Genomic DNA, 19,392 nt, shown 5'->3' with positions numbered 1-19,392 from the left:
AGGTAATAAATATAGCAATATTAAACTGTTAAGCGTTTTTAATGGACATTTCAAATGGAATTCTGTGTAATAAACTTCTTCCTAGGGTCACTTCGTCTGTGTATTCTAATTCATCACCAATAGCAATTCCTCTAGCAATTGTTGAAACATTTATGGAATACTCTTGAATTTGCTTGTAAATATAAAAATTAGTTGTGTCTCCTTCCATAGTGGAACTTAATGCAAAAATAAGCTCTTTCACTTCACCTGCTTTTACTTTTTCAACAATTGGAAAAATACTTAATTGCGAAGGCCCAATACCATCAATCGGAGAAATTCTTCCTCCTAAAACATGATATAATCCTTTGTACAAACCTGTGTTTTCAATAGCCATTACATCTCTAATGTCTTCCACCACACAAATTATAGATTTGTCTCTTTTTGGATTAGCACAAATTTCACAAATATCATTATCTGACAATGTATTACAATTGTTGCAGAATTTTATCTCTTCACGCATATTTTGCAAAGCTTCTGCTAAAAACTGTGTTTGTTCTTTGGGTTGTTTTAATAAATGAAGTACTAATCGCAAAGCAGTTCGTTTTCCGATTCCAGGTAATTGAGCCATTTCATTAACGGCTTTTTCTAATTTCTTTGATGATAATTCCATACCCTACAAATATAGTTATTTCAACAAAAAATTTGAACTTAATTTTATTCTATTAATTTTGTACAAAAACCGAATCTATGCAACCAATTTCGATACTAATTCTTGTACTTGTTTATTTTACAGTTCTTATTTTATTTTCTTATTTCACTGGAAAAAAATCAGAAGAAAACAACGATACTTTTTTTAAAGCTAACAGACAATCTCCTTGGTATTTAGTAGCTTTTGGAATGATTGGAGCGTCACTCTCTGGAGTAACATTTATTTCAGTTCCTGGAAAAGTTGAAGCTGCTCAGTTTGCTTATTTTCAAATTGTTATTGGGTACATTTTAGGTTATTTTGTTATTGGTGCTATTCTTTTACCTTTGTATTATAAATTACAATTAACTTCTATTTACACCTATTTAGAAGAGCGTTTTGGAAATTATTCCTATAAAACAGGTGCTTGGTTTTTTATTGTTTCTAGAACTGTTGGTTCTAATTTACGTTTGCTTTTAGTGGCTGATGTATTGCAAACTTTGGTGTTTGAACCACTTGGAATTCCTTATTGGGTTACTGTAACTTCAATTATATTTTTAATTTGGGTTTACACTAATAAATCTGGTATAAAAACTATTATTTGGACAGACACTTTACAAACGCTTTTTATGTTAGTTTCGGTAGTGATTTGTATAGTAGTTGTTTCACAAGATTTAGGCTTGAATATTTCTTCCATTTCTTCCTATGTAGCTGACAGTGATTTTTCTAAGACCTTCTTTTTTGATGATTTGAGTTCTCCTAAATATTTTTGGAAACAATTCTTTTCTGGAGCTTTTATTGCGATTGTAATGACTGGTTTAGACCAAGATATGATGCAGAAAAACTTAACATGCAAAAGTTTGAAAGATGCTCAAAAGAATATGTTTTGGTTTACCATTGTCTTGACTTTTGTAAATTTCCTATTCTTAGTTCTAGGACTTTTATTTACTGAATATGCTTTGAAAAACGGAATTGATGCTCACAGAGACCAACTTTTTGCTGTTTTAGCCAATAATCATTTGGGAGTTATTGTAGCTTTTAGTTTTATTTTAGGTTTAATAGCTGCTGCTTTTTCTTCTGCAGATAGTGCTTTGACTTCGCTGACGACTTCATTCAGTATTGATATTTTAAATATTGAAAAAAGATATGATGCTGCCAAGCAAATAGCTGTTAGAAAGAAAATTCATCTAGCTTTTGTATTGGTATCCATAATTGTAATTCTGATTTTTAAATATGGTTTCAACGATGCAAGTATCATTGATAAAGTTTTAAAATTTGCAGGATTTACATATGGTCCGTTATTAGGATTATACAGTTTTGGATTATTCACCAAGTGGAATGTAAAAGATAAATTGGTTCCTATAGTTGCTCTTTCTGCCGTAATAATTTCACTATTATTAAATGCTTATGGAGAAGTTTGGTTTAATTATACCTTTGGGTTTGAAATTTTAATGGTAAATGGATTCTTAACTTTCTTAGGACTAATATTGATTCGTAGCCAACAAAACTAACGTACAAGATTCTTCATATTTAATTCCGTTAGCTTTGAGAAGTTGGTAAAATTCTGGATTTTCTGTTCCTGGATTAAACACTACTCTTTTTGGCTCTAAACCAATGATGTAATTATAATAATCTCTTTGAGCTATTGCGTTTAAATACAAAGTTACTGTATGGATTTTTGTAACAGGAATTGCTTTTGACTGAATCTTTACACCTGCAACTTCTCCTGTTTTCTGACCAATTGCCACAACTGTGTGCTTGTGATTCACCAAACTATTAATAGCTTTAAAACTATATCTTTCTGGGTTTGTTGAGGCTCCGATTACTAATGTCTTTTTCATGTTTTTTATTTAATAAAACAAAATTACGAATAAACAATTTATAAATATTTCCAAAGAGTTGTATTTAACTTTAATTTTATAATTATTTTTAAGGAAAAATGCTTTTCAATATCTCACATAACGATAAAAAAATCAAGAAAGCAATAAATGATTTGGTAGGCAATTCATTTGGTATCATAGAGAATATCAAAATGAAAGGCACTGGTTCTACAGGAATGATTATAGTGAAAGCAAGTCAAGAAATTAGTGCTATTTTGAATAAAAATAATACTATTAAGTATGCCAACATAGAGCTGAGACCTAGCGGAATTATTATTGGGTTTCAATCACAACTTGAAGTTTATGCTTTAGTTATACCTTTTTATAAATTGGTTATTTTTAAACCGGGTAACACTATGACATTTCATATTGATCATCATTTTATTAGCATTGATATTTCAAAAAAGACTGATAGATTCATGAAATTTCTAGAAAAGATTGAAAATCAAAAATTGAAACAGACTTAAAACTCATAAATTAACCTTTTAATAAAACCAATTAAAAAATAATTTATGTTACATTTGTAAAAAAACAAATGGAAGTATTCTTACTCTTATTTGCAGCCTTATTCTCAATTTTAAATCCTATTGGAACAGTTCCAATATTTGTAGGATTAACTGAAGGATATAGTAAAGCTGAACTTTCCAAAACTTCTTTATGGACTGCCATAAATGTATTCATCATATTAATGATTTCTTTTTTTGTTGGTCAATATGTGCTATCTTTTTTTGGCATTACAATTACTGCTTTAAGAATTGCTGGAGGAATTTTAATTACTAATTCTGGTTTTGGATTACTTAACGGTAAATTCAGCAAAAACAAAGGAATCAATAAAAAAACAGAAGAAGAAGCACAAGAAAGAAGTGATATTGCTTTAACTCCTTTAGCTATGCCTATGCTTGCTGGACCAGGATCTATGTCTTTATTGATTGCTTTTTATCAAGAACACAATACAACTGGTGAAATTATAGCTTCTTGCATTGCTATTCTTTTGATAGCAGTTGTTATTTTCATCATTTTAAGAAGTGCTTATTTCTTATCAAGAATCTTAGGTTCTTCAGGGATTGTTGCTATTTCTAGAATTGTAGGTTTCTTGACGATTGCAATTGGAATTCAATACATCATTAGTGCTATCTTGAGTATTATTAGAGGAATTTAATAAGGCAATGGGTATTAGGTAATAGGTAATGGGTTAAACAAGTATTAAAATTTTAGTCATCCTCTTTTAGTGTTTCAAATTTTCTTAACTTTAAGAAAAAAAGAAATACATGCGAATTCTACTCACTGGAGCAAACGGTTATGTTGGGAAAAGACTATTACCTGAATTATTAAATAACGGACATGATGTAGTTTGTTGTGTGAGAAACAAAAACCGACTTGGTCTTGATGCTGCAACACTTGCAAAAATAACTATTTGGGAACTTGATTTTTTAGAAGAACCGATTTTAGAAAATCTTCCTAAAAAATTTGATGTTGCTTTTTATCTAATTCACTCTATGACCTCATCAACCGATAAATTTGATGAATTAGAAACCAAAGCCGCTGAAAACTTTAACACTTACCTTAATGAAATTGGAGTCAAACAAGTTATTTATTTAAGTGGAATTGTTAATCAAGAGTATCTTTCAAAACATTTACAATCTAGATTAAATGTGGAAGAAGTTTTATACAAAGGTAATTTTAAAACTACTGTTTTAAGAGCAGCTATAATTGTAGGTTCTGGAAGTTCTTCTTTTGAAATCATTAGAGATTTGTGTGAAAAACTTCCCGTGATGATAACCCCAAAATGGGTTTTAACTAAATCTCAACCCATAGCCATTAGAGATGTGATTCAGTATTTAATTGGTGTAATGCTAAATGAAAAATGCTATGATGATTCTTTTGATATTGGTGGACCAGACATTATTACTTATAAACAAATGATGCTGCTGTATGCTGAAACTCGAAACATTAAACTTTGGATTTTTACTTTGCCTGTAATGACACCTAAATTATCTTCCTATTGGCTTTATTTCGTAACTTCTACATCTTATAAATTAGCCGTAAACTTAGTGGACAGTATGCGAATGGAAGTAATTTGCAAAGACAATCGTTTAAGAGATATTTTAAACATAAAACCCATTTCGTATGTAGATGCCATTAAATTAGCTTTTTTAAAGATTGAACAAAATTTAGTCGTTTCGAGTTGGAAAGACAGTTTAATTAGTGGCCGTTTTAAAAAAGAATTGGTTGGTTATGTTCAAGTTCCAACTTATGGTTGTTTGAAAGATGAAAAATCAATCAAAGTTGAAAACACTGCCAAAGTTTTAGAAAACATTTGGTCTATTGGAGGAGCAAAAGGTTGGTATTATGGCAATTGGATGTGGGAAATTAGAGGATTTATGGACAAACTGGTTGGTGGTGTTGGCTTACAAAGAGGAAGAACTCATTTAAATGAAATAGCTGCTGGAGATTCTTTAGATTTTTGGAGGGTTTTATTAGCAGATAAAGACGAAAAAAGGTTGTTGCTTTTTGCCGAAATGCGATTGCCAGGTGAAGCTTGGTTGGAATTTAGAATTGACGAAAACAATGTCTTGCATCAAATTGCTACTTTTAGACCTAAAGGTTTATTGGGCAGATTGTATTGGTATAGCTTAGTTCCTTTTCATTATTTTATTTTTGGTGGAATGATTAGAAATATTGCTAAAACCACTTGAGAAAATTCCAAAAAAAATAAAACTCCAAATTCCAACATGCTTAATTGGAACTTGGAGTTTAAAAATTGTTTGTTTTAAAAATTTAATTTTTTGGTAAAAATATTTCTGCCATCATACATCTTGCACTTCCACCACCACAAGCTTCAATAGTATCTAAACTTGAACTTAAAATCGTAGCATGTTTTTCCAGTTTTTCAATTTGTTCAGCTGTTAAACTTTCATGAGCTGATTTACTCATTACCAAATAACTTTTATCATCTGTACCTTTTAATTGCAACATGTTTCCTGCAAAGTTGTTTACTTGGTCTTCTGTAATTAAAATAATTTCTTTTCCGTCTTCTTTTAAACTTTGCAAAACTTGCTTTCTTTCACTTTTATCATCAATGCAATCTGCACAAATTACAGCAAAAGTTTCTCCCAAACACATCATTACGTTAGTATGATAAATCAATTTTCGTTCACCATCAACTGTTTGAAAGGCTTCAAAAATAATGGGTCCCATGTCAAAATCTTCACAGAATTCAATCATTAATTCTTCATCAGCTCTTGGAGATAAAGCACAATAAGCTTTTCCATTAGTTCTGTCTAATAACAAACTTCCTGTTCCTTCTAAGAAAATTTCGTCCTCTTCGGCTGATGTATAATCCACTATGTTATTCATCTGAAAACCTTTTTCTTCCAATAAGTCAAGAATATCATCTCTTCTTTCTGCACGACGATTTTCGGCAAACATTGGATATAGAGCTACATCACCATTTTCGTGAAATGAAATCCAATTGTTTGGAAAAATACTATCAGGTGTATCTGGATTTTTAGTATCATCAACAACCGTTACATCCACACCAACCATTTTTAGTTTTTGGACAAAAGTATCAAACTCTTCTTGAGCTTTTGCGTTTACGTTTTCAGGAGTTAAACTGTCTAAAACTTTTTGATAGTAATTATTTACAGCTGTTTGTTCGTTCATACGAAAAGCGACTGGACGAATCATTAATATAGAATTTGTAATTTGTTTCATTTTTATGTTATTTGTTGTAAGTTATATGTTATAAGTTTTAAGTTTACTTTTGTTGTCTATAACTTTTTAAGTTTTCCAATTTTCTTCGAAGTATTTTATGAAGTTGTAAATTTTTGAATTCAATTCGTTGTATTTATTTATAAATTCTTCAGGTCTATCTATTATTTCAGGATAAAGTTTTGAAATTTTCTCAATGTGAAATACCGTTTCCAAACTACTTGCCAAGAATAGGTTAAAAATTTTATAAAATTTGCTTTATATCTTTTTCTTCCATACCCTTCAACAATATTAGTTGTTACTGAATCAGCAGATCTTCTCAATTGACTTCCAAGTTCATACAGTTCATGTTTTGGTAATTTTAAGGACATCGAATGACATTTGTAAAACAATTCTAAACTCAAACTATAAACTTCTAAATCTTTATAACTTTTCATCGTAATATTTTAAAACTTACAACCTACAACATAGAACTAATTACTCTCTAATTAATGGTAAAGTTGAACATCTAAGTAATCCTTCTTGTTTAGCAATTTCTGCATATGGAATTTCTTCTACTGTAAAACCGTTTTCTCTTAGCCAATTGTTTAATCTTGTGAAGTTTTTTTCAGAAACTACAACATCTGGAGCAATTGAAAAAACATTTGAATTCATGTGATACATTTCATCACGTGTAATGTGAAATAAATTTTCTTTTCCAAAAAGCTTAACCAAATACATATAATCAGCTTCTTCGCGGAAACCACTTTTATAAATGATTCCTTTGTTTATTCCAATTGGTTGAAAGCAACAATCCAAGTGTAAAGCGTTGTCTCTTGCTTCAATTTTTGACTTTACTAAATCAAATTCTTTTACAATTTTATTTGGAAATAATTCTTTAATATAATTCACTCCAGCCATATTTGTTCTAGCTGTAATATAATCTTTATAATCTGAACCCTTATAAGTTCCGATGAAAATGTAATCATTCCAAACCATAACATCTCCACCTTCAATATGAACTTCTTCTGGTGGACGGACTACTTTTTTTGGGTCTATTTGATCAATTACATATTGAATTGCATCCAATTCTCTTTCTCTATCTGGAAGAATATTAGCTTTAATAAAAGTATCTTCAATTACAAATCCAATATCTCTTGTAAAAATTTGGTTGTAATTTTCTATCATTTCAGGACGAAAAACTTTTACGTCATATTTTTGAAAAACTTGATTAAAAGCTTCCATTTCATTAACCATATCTTCTTCTATAGGATACGTTCCTGCGATGATATGTTCTAATGATTTTGGATCATAAGCTTCTTCAACCGTTGGAGTTGGACCATTACTTTTGGCAGATCCTAAAACTACTGCTCTTAGTCTTGCTGTTTCGTTTTTTATATTTAATTGTAACATATAATTGCTTTTTGGCATAGGTACAAAGATAAAAAACTGAATGTGCATTTTAACGATTAAAAAGTTTAATTATCCACATAATTATAAAATAACTTATTTATTTAAAAGTTTTCTATACATTTGATTAACAAATAACTAAAATTAAATTAATTATGGGAATTTCAAGTTTTTTTAGTTCACTTTTTGGAAAAGCAAAAGGAACTGCTGACAATGTTAGCGACAAAGCTGAAGATTTAGCTGGAAAAGCTGCTGATAAAGCCACAGAGGTAACTGGAGATTTAAAAGAAAAAGCTTCTAAATTTATTGATGGTGCTTCTGATAAGTTAGATGAAATGGGTATCGGTGATAAGGTTTCTGAATTTGTTGATTCTGCCAAAGAAAAATTAGAAGATGCATCAGAATGGGTTGAAGAAAAAGCTGATGAAGCTAAAGAAGTCACTTCAAAATTCGTAGATAAAGCTGAAGATAAGTTTGATGAATTAAGAGGTAAAAAAGATACTTTCGAAGAAGCTGATTAATTCCCTTATACTATAAAAAAATCCCGTTTTAAATTGAAACGGGATTTTTTTTGTGATTATCTATCTTTAACTTCTTTGAAAGGTCTTAATGTGTGACCTGTGTAAACTTGTCTTGGTCTTCCGATAGGCTCTTTGTTTAAACGCATTTCTTTCCATTGTGCAATCCAACCTGGTAAACGTCCGATAGCAAAAAGAACAGTAAACATTCCAACAGGAATTCCCATAGCACGATAAATGATTCCAGAATAAAAATCTACGTTTGGATATAAATTTCTTGATTTGAAATATTCGTCTTCTAAAGCTACTTTTTCTAATTGTTTTGCAATATCCAATAATGGATCATCAACTCCTAAAGCTGATAAAACATCATCTGCTGCTTTTTTAATAATTGTTGCTCTTGGATCAAAGTTTTTATATACTCTATGACCAAATCCCATTAAACGGAACGAATCATCTTTGTCTTTTGCTTTTAATACATATTTAGCAACATCACCTCCATTGTTATGAATTTCTTCTAACATTTCAAGTACAGCTTGGTTTGCTCCACCGTGTAATGGTCCCCAAAGTGCCGAAACTCCTGCAGAGATTGAAGCAAATAATCCAGCGTGAGATGAACCCACAATTCTTACTGTAGATGTAGAACAGTTTTGTTCGTGATCTGCATGAAGAATAAATAATTTATCTAAAGCAGCAATAACTTTTTTGTCAAATTTATAAGGTTCAGTAGGTAATTCAAACATCAATCTCATGAAGTTCTCTACATATCCTTTTGTATTATCGTAATTGTTTAATGGATAACCCATTGATTTTCTGTAAGTCCAAGTTGCAATCACTAAAAACTTAGCCATAGTTTTGCAAACTGCATCATACATTTCTTTTTCATTATGAGGATTAACTGATTTTGGATTAAAAGCAGTTAAAGCAGAAGTTAATGCTGCTAACACACCCATTGGATGAGCCGTTTTTGGAAAACCATCAATGATGTTTTTCATTTCCTCATTCACTAATGTGTATTTTCTGATATCGTTTTCAAACTTCTCTAATTCATTTTTGGTTGGTAATTCACCAAAAATCAATAAAAAAGAAACTTCTAAGAAATCTGCTTTTTCAGCTAATTCTTCAATTGAATATCCTCTATAACGAAGTATTCCTTCTTCACCATCTAAAAAAGTAATTTCACTTTTGCATGAACCTGTATTCTTGTAACCTGGATCTATTGTTATTGCACCAGTTGCACCACGTAATGTTTCTACTTCAATAGCAACTTCATTTTCAGTTCCAACAATTACAGGGAACTCATATTTTTTGCCATCTAATTCTAATGTAGCCGTTTTTGACATAATATTGTTAGGGTTTTAAAATCTTGAATTTTATCAATTCCACAAAATTAGGGAATTCCTTATTAATTAGAAAGAAAATTTGATATCGTTTTCGTTAATTATTCTTTAAAACTTGCTAAGTAGATATATATATTTATATTTTTCAAGATAAAAAAACTATGAAATCAATTAAATTTTAAAAAAAGTCAAAAACAATACACCCGTAAAATATTAAATATCTTACGGGTGAAAGCCTATTAACAAACAAATTAACTTACTCTTTAACTAACTTTTCTACTTTTTGACCTAATTCTGTTTTAATCATTAAGAAATAAATGCCTTTGGTTAAATTAGAAACATCTAGATTCTCATTATCTACATTCGTTATTCTTTTCTGAACGATTCTTCCTTGTGCATCATAAACTTCAATTGAAGTGATTGCAGAATTAGCTTTAATATTTACATTGTCTTTCGCAGGATTTGGATAAATTCCAACTGAATTATCATTGGTTACTATTGAATTGCTCAACACTTGGAAAGTTGTATTTGCAAAATTTGTTTCTACTGGAAAATTATAATCAAAGTAAATATCAGCTTTGTTTGTAACCATGTCACTAATTAGAAGATTGTCTTTAGTTTGTAATTTTAACAACACATTTCCATGTCCACCAGTATCTAAATTTATAGTTTGAAAGATAAATTCAATTATATTTCCATTTATTCTCGTGCTAACATTATGAGAAGCTTCTAATAATCGTAAAGTTGAAATATCAAAATCCGCTGGATTAATTTCAGTTTTCACTACAATATTTTCTGCTTGATAAGTTCCTGTATTTTCAAAATTGATTACATAATGAAGATATTCTCCTATATAAGATGGTGACACAACATCTCCTTCAATACAAGTAATGTCATTTGGATCATAAGAACCTACAACAGTTTGATTAAAGTCAAAATTATTATCAGCCCAATTATCATCAGTCGTTACATCTATAAAAGCGTTAAAAGCTAGGATATCTCCAATATTAACGGCTGGTGTTTCTGTTGGTGAATTTACATTTAAAGTTACCAATATACTTCCTGTCTCAAAAGGAACTAACCCTGGAAAAAACCAATTTATGAATCCACCTGAATTATTGTTTGGAGTTACAGATGAAGACACAAAATCTAAAACAGCATCGTTAAATGTAAAGTTAACATATCCATCAACGGTTTGATTTCCTTTGTTTCTGTATACAATTTTATAAACTGCATCAAAACCTGGTCTTGCTGGTATAATTGGAGCAATTACAATCTCTAAATCTGGATGTACTCCATTAGCTGTTACACAGAAATTTTGAGTGGTTGTACTGTTATCAATAACTGGAATATTTACACTAGCTGGGTTTGGATTGACATTAAAATAATTAGGGTTTTCTAAATTTGGTATTAAATCAAAAGTACCTATTTGGTTAGTGAATATAGAGTAATTTCCTAAACCATTTGAAAAAACAGATGAATTTGTTGCTGTTGCATTCAAATTTATTCCAATTCCGAAATATTGAACAGGTATATCATTAACATCACAACCATTTCCATTTAAATCAAATTGCGTAATTCCTGTTATTGTATTATAATTTCCACCAGGAGTGAATGAACAATAGCTTCCAACTTGAACATTAGGGGTTACTGAAAGATTATTATATGTAAAAGTATCTCCTTCATCTATGCATACATACATAAGATTTGGTAAGTTATAATATGAACTACTGTTGTAATTAATCGTATTTATTGTTCCACTTTTAAGGTTTACATTAGTTAAGTTTGTATTATTAAAGTAACTTAAATTCATCAAATTAGGATTGTTTGAAAAATCAAGCTCAGTCATAGTATTAGAGGAGCAAGAAATTGTGGTTAAGTTTGACAAATTTGAAAAATCAATAGTTGCAATAGGGTTGTTTGATATGTTAAGTTGTTGTATTAATGGTGTATTTGAAAAATCTAAATTTGAAATATTATTGTTATTTACAGTAAAATTCAAAAGACTTGGATATCCCGAAATATTAATATTTGAAAAACCATTGCTACCACAATACAAGTATTTTAAAACTGGTAATGAAGTAGGTAAAATTAAATTTGTTATCTGATTATTTTGAATGTTAATTTCTTCTATATTGTTGATATTTGTAAAATTTGAAGTATCAGAAATATTATTTGCCGAAAGTTTTAATATTTTTAGCAATGGAAAATTAGCAATTATAATACTATTTAAATCATTATTTGTAAAGTCAATTTCTGTTAATACAGGAGAATTTGTAATTGATAAAGTTGACACATTGCTATCAAAAGCTGAAATTTTATTTAATGAAGTAAGTGCTAGTAAATCAAGTGAAGATAAATTTGTATTTCCCCAAATATTCAAAGTAATAATATTGCTTAAATTATCTAAAACTAAAGAAGTTATATTTGAATACGTCATACTAAAATTAGTTAAAGCTGGTAAATTTGAAAAGTTGAAAGCTGTAACTGAACCTGTATTATAGGTAACATTTATATTTTGTAATTGCTGTAAACCATTAAGAATTGAAAAATTATTAATACTATTATGATAACTTCCAAAAAAGGTGATATTATCAAAGTATTGTATTCCAGTTAAATCTGTGATACCAAATGATTGTAATTGAATTCCTGTAATTGCTAAAGCTTCTGTAAATTGAATTTCACCATCACTATTTGTATCTACTGCTCCATAACCTGAACTAGTCAAAGCAATTGAATTGGATGAATTAGCACTTACCAAAGCTGCTTTTAAATTCGCATCAGGAAAATAAATAACTTGACTAGAGTCTAAAACTACTAAATCAAAATTAGTTATCGAAAAGCAACCTGTTGTATTATCAACAACACTTACAAAGATTGTTTGTGGATTTGAAGTATTTGTAAAAGTCGATTGGTTTGGTATTGCATTTGTTCCTGCTTGTGCATCTGCTAAAGTCAAATAATACTGAAAAGAAAGTCCAGTTGCTCCATTTGTCATAATTGTTTCATTCTGAGTCAAATCAAAAGTTGCTGAACCATCAAAAGGGTTTTCATAAACTATTATATCATTTGGCTGAAGAACAGCTGGAAGCGGATTTACTATCAAATTAAAACTTGTAGTAGAATACAACCCTGATGAAATTTCTTCAACTCTTATAAAAATAGTTTGATTTGGCCCACCAACAAAAGAATTAGGAGGTGATGCTAAATTACTATTTGCATCCGCACCTGCTTGATCTAAATGATATGTAATTGTATAATTAGCAGGATTTAAACCATTTAGAGTTTGTGTTTCATTTATGGTTAAATCAAAAGCTTCAATACCATCATTAGACATGTCATCACAAACAATCAAATCGTTTGGTTGTGCGATGGGTGGCTGTGCGTATAAAGTTCCAGTTATAAAAAGTAGTAAGAGTAATATTTTCTTCATGACTTTAATGTTTTGTATAAATTTACTATTGTTTTTTGATTGATTATTTACTCAATGAGTAAATGAGTGTTTTGAGTTAGAATTCGCGTTTTATTTAGATTCTGAGATTCTGAATCAAGTTCAGAATGACATATTCACTTTATTTTTATATGGTTTTTAAAATTTCTTGTAATCGTTCTCGTTTTCGTTGTGAAATTGGCAAATGGCTTTCATCAGCCATAATAACATAACCACCATCTTTTTTAATATAGGATTTCAAATAATTCAAATTAATCAAATGCGATTGGTGTATGCGTTCAAATCCGTGTTCGGTTAATAATTCTTCATATTCTTTTAAGGTTTTAGAAATCATTACTGGTTTACTATTCTTTATGTAAAACTTAGTGTAATTATCTTCACTTTCACATCGAATAATATCACTTATATCAAATAAATGAATGCCATCAGAAGTAGAAAGTGCTATTCGCTTGAAATTATCTACTTTCTTTCTGATGTTTTCTAACAGTAAATCAATATGAGCATAATCATTAGTTTTCTCTAAAACCGATTCTATTTTCACAATCACTTTTTGCAATTCATCTGGATCGACTGGTTTCAATAAAAAATCCAAAGCACTAAATCGAAATGCTTTAATTGCATATTGTTCATGTGCTGTAATAAAAACTATATTGGATTTAATAGCTCCATTTTTAGCAGCCAATTGTTCCAAAATATCAAAACCTGTTCCGTCATTTAATTGAATATCCAAAAATACAACCTGTGGTTTCAAGGCATCCATAACCTCGATTCCTGTCGCAACACTGTCTGCTTCTCCAATAATTTTTATATTAGGTGCAAATCGTTCCAACAAACCTTTCATTCCTTCTCTAAGGTTTTGGTCATCGTCAATTAAAATCGCTTTTATCATGTTTTTTAGTAATTAGTGATTAGTAATTAGTGATTAGTAAAAAGCAACTTGGCTAATTACTCTTCACTAATCACTAGTTACTCAATATATTGTAAAGGTAATTGCAAAATCACTTTTGTTCCTTTTATTTCATTATTTTCAGTTAATTCCTCAATTTCAATTGTGGCTTTTTTTGATGTTGAGGATGCAATCATTTCTAAACGTTTTTTGATGATGTCCAAAGCCATTGATTTGTGTGCTATTACTGAATTTTCTTTGTTTAATTTGGATTGATTAATTCCGATTCCGTCGTCTAAAATAGTACAAATCAAGGAATTTTCTTGAATGGAAAAATTAATAGTTACACTTCCAAGTTCTTTTTTTGGGATAACTCCATGAATAATCGCATTTTCAATAAAAGGCTGGATAATGAGAGGAGGAAGAGCAACATCATCTTCAATTTCGGGACTTTTTCGAATGATAAAATTGAATTTGTGATTAAATCTAAGTTGCTCTAGCTCCAAATAGTTTTGCAAACTTTCTATTTCTTTGTCAATTGGAATTAAGGATTCTTTTGAGTATTCCAATGTTAATCGCATTAATTTTGAAAATTTTGACAAATATTTTATGGCAGAATCTGTACCGTTTTGCACAATGAAACTAGAAATTGAACCCAAACAATTGAATACAAAATGAGGATTCATTTGTAAGTGCAATGCTTTTTGCTCATATTCTGCAAGTTCTTTTTGTAAGGTTAGCGTTTTTTTCAATTGCATTCGGTTGTAAATTAAAAACCCAATTCCAAACAATAATAATGCAATTAAACCACCAAATAGCAATTTCAATTTTGAACTTTTAGCTTCTTCTTTTAACAATAATTCCCTTTTATCGTTTTCTTCTTTTTGCAATAATTCTTTCTTTTCAAATTCATAGTTTAATGAAGCTTCAACAGATTTTCTGATATTTTCTTCATTGGTTAAACTGTCTTTAGCAATACTGTATTTTTGAAAATGTTCTAAAGCTAAATTTGAGTTTCCCTTTTGGGTATAAATTTCACTTAATAATTTTTCTGAAATTGCCTTTTGCTCTAAAACATTAATTTCAGTAGCTAAATTCAAAGCTTTGTTTGTATTTAGAAGCGCTTCTTCTAATTGATTTTTTTTCAAATAAAATTCTCCAAGAAAAATATAGGTATCTGCTAATCCGAATTTATCATCTATCTTTTCAAAAGATTGAATAGCATTTTCCCAACTTGAAACAGCTTCCTTACTTTGATTTTTTGCTGCAAAATATAAACCCATATTATTGTTCCATTCACCCAATGCTCTTGGATTTGGATTCTTGTTTAAAGCCTTTTTAGCTAAATCGTAATATTCTGAAGCTTTGTCTAAATTTTTCTGTTTAAGATAAATATTTGCAATATTGGTTAAGGTAATTCCGGTATTTGGGTCTTGTAATTTTTCTTGAATCTTTTGTGCTTTGATAAAATACTCTAAGGCTTTGAAATCAGCATTCTGTGATTTATAGACAACTCCAATATTATTATAGATTTTTGAACATTTACTTTCGTCATCTAAATTTTCATAAATTTTCACAGATTTTAAATAGAATTGCAGTGCTTTAGCGTAATTACTTTGTTCAGAAAACACAATTCCCATGCTTCCATAAGCTTTGGCTAAACCTTGTGAGACTTCTCTTTTATTAGAAGCTGAATTATTATTTTCTTCAAAAATATCTTTAGCTAAACCAAAGTCATCTAACGCTTTTTTATAATCTCCCAAAATTATTTTTGAAGTTCCAATGTTTAAATAAGCATTTCCTTCTTCAACTTTATAATTAATTTTTTTGGCTAATTGTAAGGCTTTGTTTCCATATTCTGCCATTTTATTTGGATCAGAATACTTGTATTGATCAGCAATAGCATTTAAAACCATTGTTTTATCAATATCGTTTTTCGCTTTTTCTAGTTCATTCTGCAAACTGTCCATCACTTTGTCTTGTGCTTGAACAATTGTAGAAACGATTAAAAAAAGATATAGGAATATTTTTGTTCTCATTTATTTACTATTGATAAACAAATGTAACATTTACTTTTTAGGAAATAATGATGATTTAGAATTTGAGTGGTTTGGTTGAGAATTTGATGAAAAAAGAAACCCTTCTAGAGTTTTAAACTCTAGAAGGGTTTAGATGCTGAAACAAGTTCAGCATGACAATTTTGTATTATTTCTGTTTGAAAGCTCTCATTCCTGGGAAATAAGCTACATCAGCTAATTCTTCTTCGATTCTTAATAATTGGTTGTATTTAGACATTCTATCAGAACGAGAAGCCGAACCTGTTTTGATTTGTCCACAGTTTAATGCTACTGCTAAATCTGCAATAGTATTGTCTTCTGTTTCTCCAGAACGGTGACTCATTACTGAAGTATAACCTGCATTGTGAGCCATATTTACAGATGCAATAGTTTCTGATAAAGTTCCGATTTGGTTTACTTTTATCAAGATTGAATTGGCAGTGTTATTTGCAATACCTTTCGCTAATCTTTCTACGTTTGTAACGAATAAATCATCACCAACTAATTGTACTTTATCACCAACCAATTCTGTTAATGTTTTCCAACCAGCCCAGTCATTTTCGTCCATTCCATCTTCGATAGAAACGATTGGATATTTTTTAGTTAATTCAGCTAAATATTCTGCTTGTTCTTGAGAAGTTCTTACTTTTCCTGTTGGTCCTTCAAATTTTGAATAATCGTATTTCCCATCTACAAAAAATTCTGCGGCAGCACAATCTAAAGCAATCATTACATCATCACCGAAAGTATAACCAGCATTTGTAACTGCTAATTTGATAGAATCTAAAGCATCTTCTGTTCCACCTTCTAAATTTGGAGCAAAACCACCTTCATCACCAACTGCAGTTGACAAACCTCTATCGTGTAATACTTTTTTAAGGTTATGGAAAATTTCAGTTCCCATTTGCATAGCATGTGTAAAGTTTTTTGCTTTCACAGGCATAACCATAAATTCTTGAAACGCAATTGGAGCATCAGAATGCGAACCACCATTGATGATGTTCATCATTGGAACTGGTAAAGTGTTAGCAGAAACTCCACCAACATATCTGTATAAAGGCATTCCTAATTCATTTGCTGCTGCTTTTGCTACTGCTAAAGAAACTCCTAATATTGCATTAGCTCCTAAATTTGATTTATTTGGAGTACCATCTAATTCAATCATCATTTTGTCAATGGCATTTTGCTCAAAAACTGACATTCCCACAACTTCTGCAGCAATTTCAGTATTTACATTTTCAACGGCTTTTAAAACTCCTTTTCCCATGTAAGCTTTTCCACCATCACGTAATTCAACAGCTTCATGTTCACCTGTAGAAGCTCCACTTGGCACAGCAGCTCTTCCTAAGATTCCATTTTCTGTAATTACATCAACTTCAACTGTTGGATTTCCGCGAGAATCTAATATTTGTCTTGCGTGTACTTTAATAATTATGCTCATTTTTAATGATTTTTTTAAATTGGATAAACAAATTTAAACATTCTATATTTTAAACCTTCAAAAACTTATAAACGATAACGTTTTAGTGAGTTATAACCGAAAGCTTGAATTTGTTTAGTTATCTTTTCTTAAACCTTTTGTAAACTGGTAGATTTTATGTTTTCGATAAATGTATCAAACAAATATTGAGAATCATGTGGTCCAGGACTAGCTTCTGGGTGATATTGTACAGAAAAACAGTTTTTAGATTTCATTCGCATTCCAGCAACAGTATCATCATTTAAGTGTAAATGCGTAATTTCCATATCTGGATGCTTTTCTAACTCTTCTTTGTTTACTGCAAAACCATGATTTTGAGAAGTTATTTCACCTTTACCAGTTAACAAGTTTTTTACAGGATGATTAATTCCTCTGTGTCCGTTAAACATTTTATAAGTTGAAATTCCATTAGCTAAAGCAATTACTTGATGTCCTAAACAAATTCCGAATAAAGGCTTGTTTTCTGCAATAATTTCTTTAGCTACTTTTTGAGCTTGATGTAATGGTTCTGGATCACCAGGGCCATTTGACAAAAAGTAACCGTCTGGATTGAAACTTTTTAAATCTTCATAAGAAGCATTAAAAGGAAATACTTTTATGTAACAATCTCTTTTTGCTAAATTTCTTAAAATGTTAGTTTTGATTCCTAAGTCTAAAGCAGAAACTTTATAAGTAGCATTTTCGTCACCATAGAAATAAGGTTCTTTTGTAGAAACTGTTGACGCTAACTCTAAACCTTTCATGTTTGGAACTTTAGCTAATTGAGCTTTTAAATCTTCAATTGATGTTCCGTCTGTTGAAATAACTGCGTTTTGTGCTCCATTATCTCTTATGTAACTTACTAATGCTCTAGTGTCAACATCAGAAACAGCCACGATATTTTGCTTTTCAAAATAGTCGTATAAACTTTCTGATGCATCAGGACGAGAATAATTAAAACTGAAGTTTTTGCAAATTAATCCTGCGATTTTAACTCCATTTGATTCTACTTCGTTGACATTTACACCATAATTACCAATATGAGGATTGGTTGTAACCATGATTTGTCCAAAATAAGATGGGTCTGTAAAAATTTCTTGGTAACCGCTCATTCCAGTGTTGAAACAAACTTCTCCAAAGGTTGTACCGCTAATTCCAATTGATTTTCCGTGAAAAACTGTTCCATCTGCTAATAAAACGATGGCTTTTTGTTTTGTAGTATATTGCATTTGTTGTGTGTTGTTTTGCAAATTTAGTATAATTCTTTTTTCTAAAAAAATAAGTTTATAAACAATCAAATAGTTTCTTTTCTAGCCCTGATGGGAATGGCATCCTTTTTTGTAAAAAAAGATAGAATGGACAGCAGGAATTACATAACCAAATAAAGCCCAAACCACAATGCTCCAAAAAAAAATAAAACTCAAAAAAAAAGGATAAACTAAAAACTAGCTTATCCTTTTTTGTATTTATGAATTGGTATTCATTATTCTGCTTTATCAGTAGATTCTTCAGAAGTTTCAGGAGCAGGAGTTTCTGCAACAGGAGCTTCAGTAGTAGTTTCAGCTTTTTTAGCTTTTCCACCACGACGGCTTCTTCCTTTTTTCTCTTCTTTTTTACCACCGTTGTACAATTCATTGAAGTCAACTAACTCAATCATTGCCATATCAGCGTTATCTCCTAAACGATTACCCAATTTGATGATACGTGTGTATCCTCCTGGACGATCTCCAACTTTAGCAGCTACTTCTCTGAATAATTCAGTTACAGCATATTTGTCTCTTAAATAAGAGAAACAAATACGACGATTGTGAGTTGTATCTTCTTTTGATTTTGTTACTAACGGTTCAACAAACTGTTTTAAAGCTTTTGCTTTAGCAACTGTTGTGTTGATACGTTTGTGCTCAATAAGTGAACAAGCCATATTTGCAAGCATAGCTGCTCTATGTCCTTTTTGTCTACTTAAATGATTGAATTTTTTTCCGTGTCTCATGACTTTTTATTTAACCTTCATCTTGCTACTATCCACTTTGGAGAGCA

Annotated in this window: 17 protein-coding genes; 5 read left to right on the top strand and 12 right to left on the bottom strand. The window is 30.1% G+C overall.

What is annotated here, in order from left to right:
• Positions 1-28: 28 nt before the first annotated feature.
• Positions 29-649 (bottom strand): recombination mediator RecR, encoded by a 621-nt coding sequence (recR, locus tag ACFO3U_RS05830; RefSeq protein ID WP_379739092.1) that lies wholly within the window; start codon positions 647-649, stop codon positions 29-31.
• Positions 650-726: 77 nt separating this feature from the next.
• On the opposite strand from recR, the gene ACFO3U_RS05825 reads away from it, so the two are divergent.
• The gene (locus ACFO3U_RS05825; RefSeq protein ID WP_379739089.1) at positions 727-2,175 is read left to right on the top strand and encodes a sodium:solute symporter; all 1,449 of its coding nucleotides are present in this window, start codon (positions 727-729) and stop codon (positions 2,173-2,175) included.
• Here ACFO3U_RS05825 and ACFO3U_RS05820 read toward each other — a convergent pair.
• Positions 2,146-2,505: a CoA-binding protein gene (locus ACFO3U_RS05820; protein ID WP_379739086.1), complete on the bottom strand. Its 360-nt coding sequence runs from the start codon at positions 2,503-2,505 to the stop codon at positions 2,146-2,148. The two genes, ACFO3U_RS05825 and ACFO3U_RS05820, sit on opposite strands and share 30 nt — an antisense overlap.
• Positions 2,506-2,603: 98 nt before the next feature.
• Here ACFO3U_RS05820 and ACFO3U_RS05815 point away from each other — a divergent pair, with 98 nt between their 5' ends.
• From ACFO3U_RS05815 to ACFO3U_RS05805, 3 genes are all read left to right on the top strand, one after another.
• Entirely contained in the window at positions 2,604-3,011 is a 408-nt protein-coding gene (locus ACFO3U_RS05815; protein WP_379739083.1) for a hypothetical protein, read from the top strand.
• A gap of 68 nt (positions 3,012-3,079) precedes the next feature.
• Positions 3,080-3,703 carry a MarC family NAAT transporter gene (locus tag ACFO3U_RS05810; RefSeq protein WP_379739080.1) on the top strand — a complete coding sequence of 208 codons (624 nt, stop codon included), beginning with the start codon at positions 3,080-3,082 and terminating at the stop codon, positions 3,701-3,703.
• Positions 3,704-3,812: 109 nt separating this feature from the next.
• Positions 3,813-5,240, top strand: a complete 1,428-nt coding sequence (locus ACFO3U_RS05805; protein WP_379739077.1) for an SDR family oxidoreductase — start codon at positions 3,813-3,815, stop codon at positions 5,238-5,240.
• A gap of 82 nt (positions 5,241-5,322) precedes the next feature.
• Here ACFO3U_RS05805 and ctlX read toward each other — a convergent pair whose 3' ends face one another.
• The 3 genes from ctlX to ACFO3U_RS05790 form a co-directional block, all read right to left on the bottom strand.
• On the bottom strand, positions 5,323-6,258 hold the full coding sequence (gene ctlX / locus ACFO3U_RS05800) for a citrulline utilization hydrolase CtlX (RefSeq protein ID WP_379739074.1): 936 nt from the start codon (positions 6,256-6,258) through the stop codon (positions 5,323-5,325).
• A 161-nt stretch (positions 6,259-6,419) separates the two neighbouring features.
• Positions 6,420-6,692, bottom strand: coding sequence for a four helix bundle protein (locus tag ACFO3U_RS05795; RefSeq protein WP_379739071.1), 273 nt, complete (start codon positions 6,690-6,692; stop codon positions 6,420-6,422).
• A 40-nt stretch (positions 6,693-6,732) separates the two neighbouring features.
• Positions 6,733-7,647: a dimethylarginine dimethylaminohydrolase family protein gene (locus tag ACFO3U_RS05790; RefSeq protein ID WP_379739069.1), complete on the bottom strand. Its 915-nt coding sequence runs from the start codon at positions 7,645-7,647 to the stop codon at positions 6,733-6,735.
• A gap of 152 nt (positions 7,648-7,799) precedes the next feature.
• Here ACFO3U_RS05790 and ACFO3U_RS05785 point away from each other — a divergent pair, with 152 nt between their 5' ends.
• On the top strand, positions 7,800-8,165 hold the full coding sequence (locus ACFO3U_RS05785; protein ID WP_379739066.1) for a hypothetical protein: 366 nt from the start codon (positions 7,800-7,802) through the stop codon (positions 8,163-8,165).
• Between the two features lie 56 nt (positions 8,166-8,221).
• Here the strand turns inward: ACFO3U_RS05785 and ACFO3U_RS05780 are convergent, their stop codons facing one another.
• The 7 genes from ACFO3U_RS05780 to rplQ all read right to left on the bottom strand — a co-directional run bounded on the left by ACFO3U_RS05780 (position 8,222) and on the right by rplQ (position 19,345).
• Positions 8,222-9,505, bottom strand: a complete 1,284-nt coding sequence (locus ACFO3U_RS05780) for a citrate synthase (RefSeq protein ID WP_379739063.1) — start codon at positions 9,503-9,505, stop codon at positions 8,222-8,224.
• A gap of 253 nt (positions 9,506-9,758) precedes the next feature.
• On the bottom strand, positions 9,759-12,935 hold the full coding sequence (locus tag ACFO3U_RS05775) for a DUF7619 domain-containing protein (protein WP_379739060.1): 3,177 nt from the start codon (positions 12,933-12,935) through the stop codon (positions 9,759-9,761).
• Between the two features lie 145 nt (positions 12,936-13,080).
• A complete protein-coding gene (locus ACFO3U_RS05770) occupies positions 13,081-13,842 on the bottom strand; it encodes a LytR/AlgR family response regulator transcription factor (RefSeq protein ID WP_379739057.1) in 762 nt (253 codons plus the stop codon).
• Between the two features lie 77 nt (positions 13,843-13,919).
• Positions 13,920-15,878, bottom strand: a complete 1,959-nt coding sequence (locus ACFO3U_RS05765; protein ID WP_379739053.1) for a tetratricopeptide repeat-containing sensor histidine kinase — start codon at positions 15,876-15,878, stop codon at positions 13,920-13,922.
• Between the two features lie 166 nt (positions 15,879-16,044).
• Positions 16,045-17,337 (bottom strand): phosphopyruvate hydratase, encoded by a 1,293-nt coding sequence (eno, locus tag ACFO3U_RS05760; RefSeq protein ID WP_379739049.1) that lies wholly within the window; start codon positions 17,335-17,337, stop codon positions 16,045-16,047.
• A gap of 128 nt (positions 17,338-17,465) precedes the next feature.
• Positions 17,466-18,584 carry a glutamine-hydrolyzing carbamoyl-phosphate synthase small subunit gene (carA, locus tag ACFO3U_RS05755; RefSeq protein WP_379739046.1) on the bottom strand — a complete coding sequence of 373 codons (1,119 nt, stop codon included), beginning with the start codon at positions 18,582-18,584 and terminating at the stop codon, positions 17,466-17,468.
• Positions 18,585-18,838: 254 nt separating this feature from the next.
• Complete coding sequence (rplQ, locus tag ACFO3U_RS05750; RefSeq protein WP_379739043.1) at positions 18,839-19,345, bottom strand: 50S ribosomal protein L17; 507 nt, start codon at positions 19,343-19,345, stop codon at positions 18,839-18,841.
• Between the last annotated feature and the right edge of the window lie 47 nt (positions 19,346-19,392).

The sequence above is a fragment of the Flavobacterium ponti genome, from assembly GCF_042652765.1.
In the GTDB taxonomy this organism is placed as follows: domain Bacteria; phylum Bacteroidota; class Bacteroidia; order Flavobacteriales; family Flavobacteriaceae; genus Flavobacterium; species Flavobacterium ponti.
The sequence above is the reverse complement of the archived record's forward strand: the minus strand, read 5'-3'. Positions and strand labels throughout refer to the sequence as shown.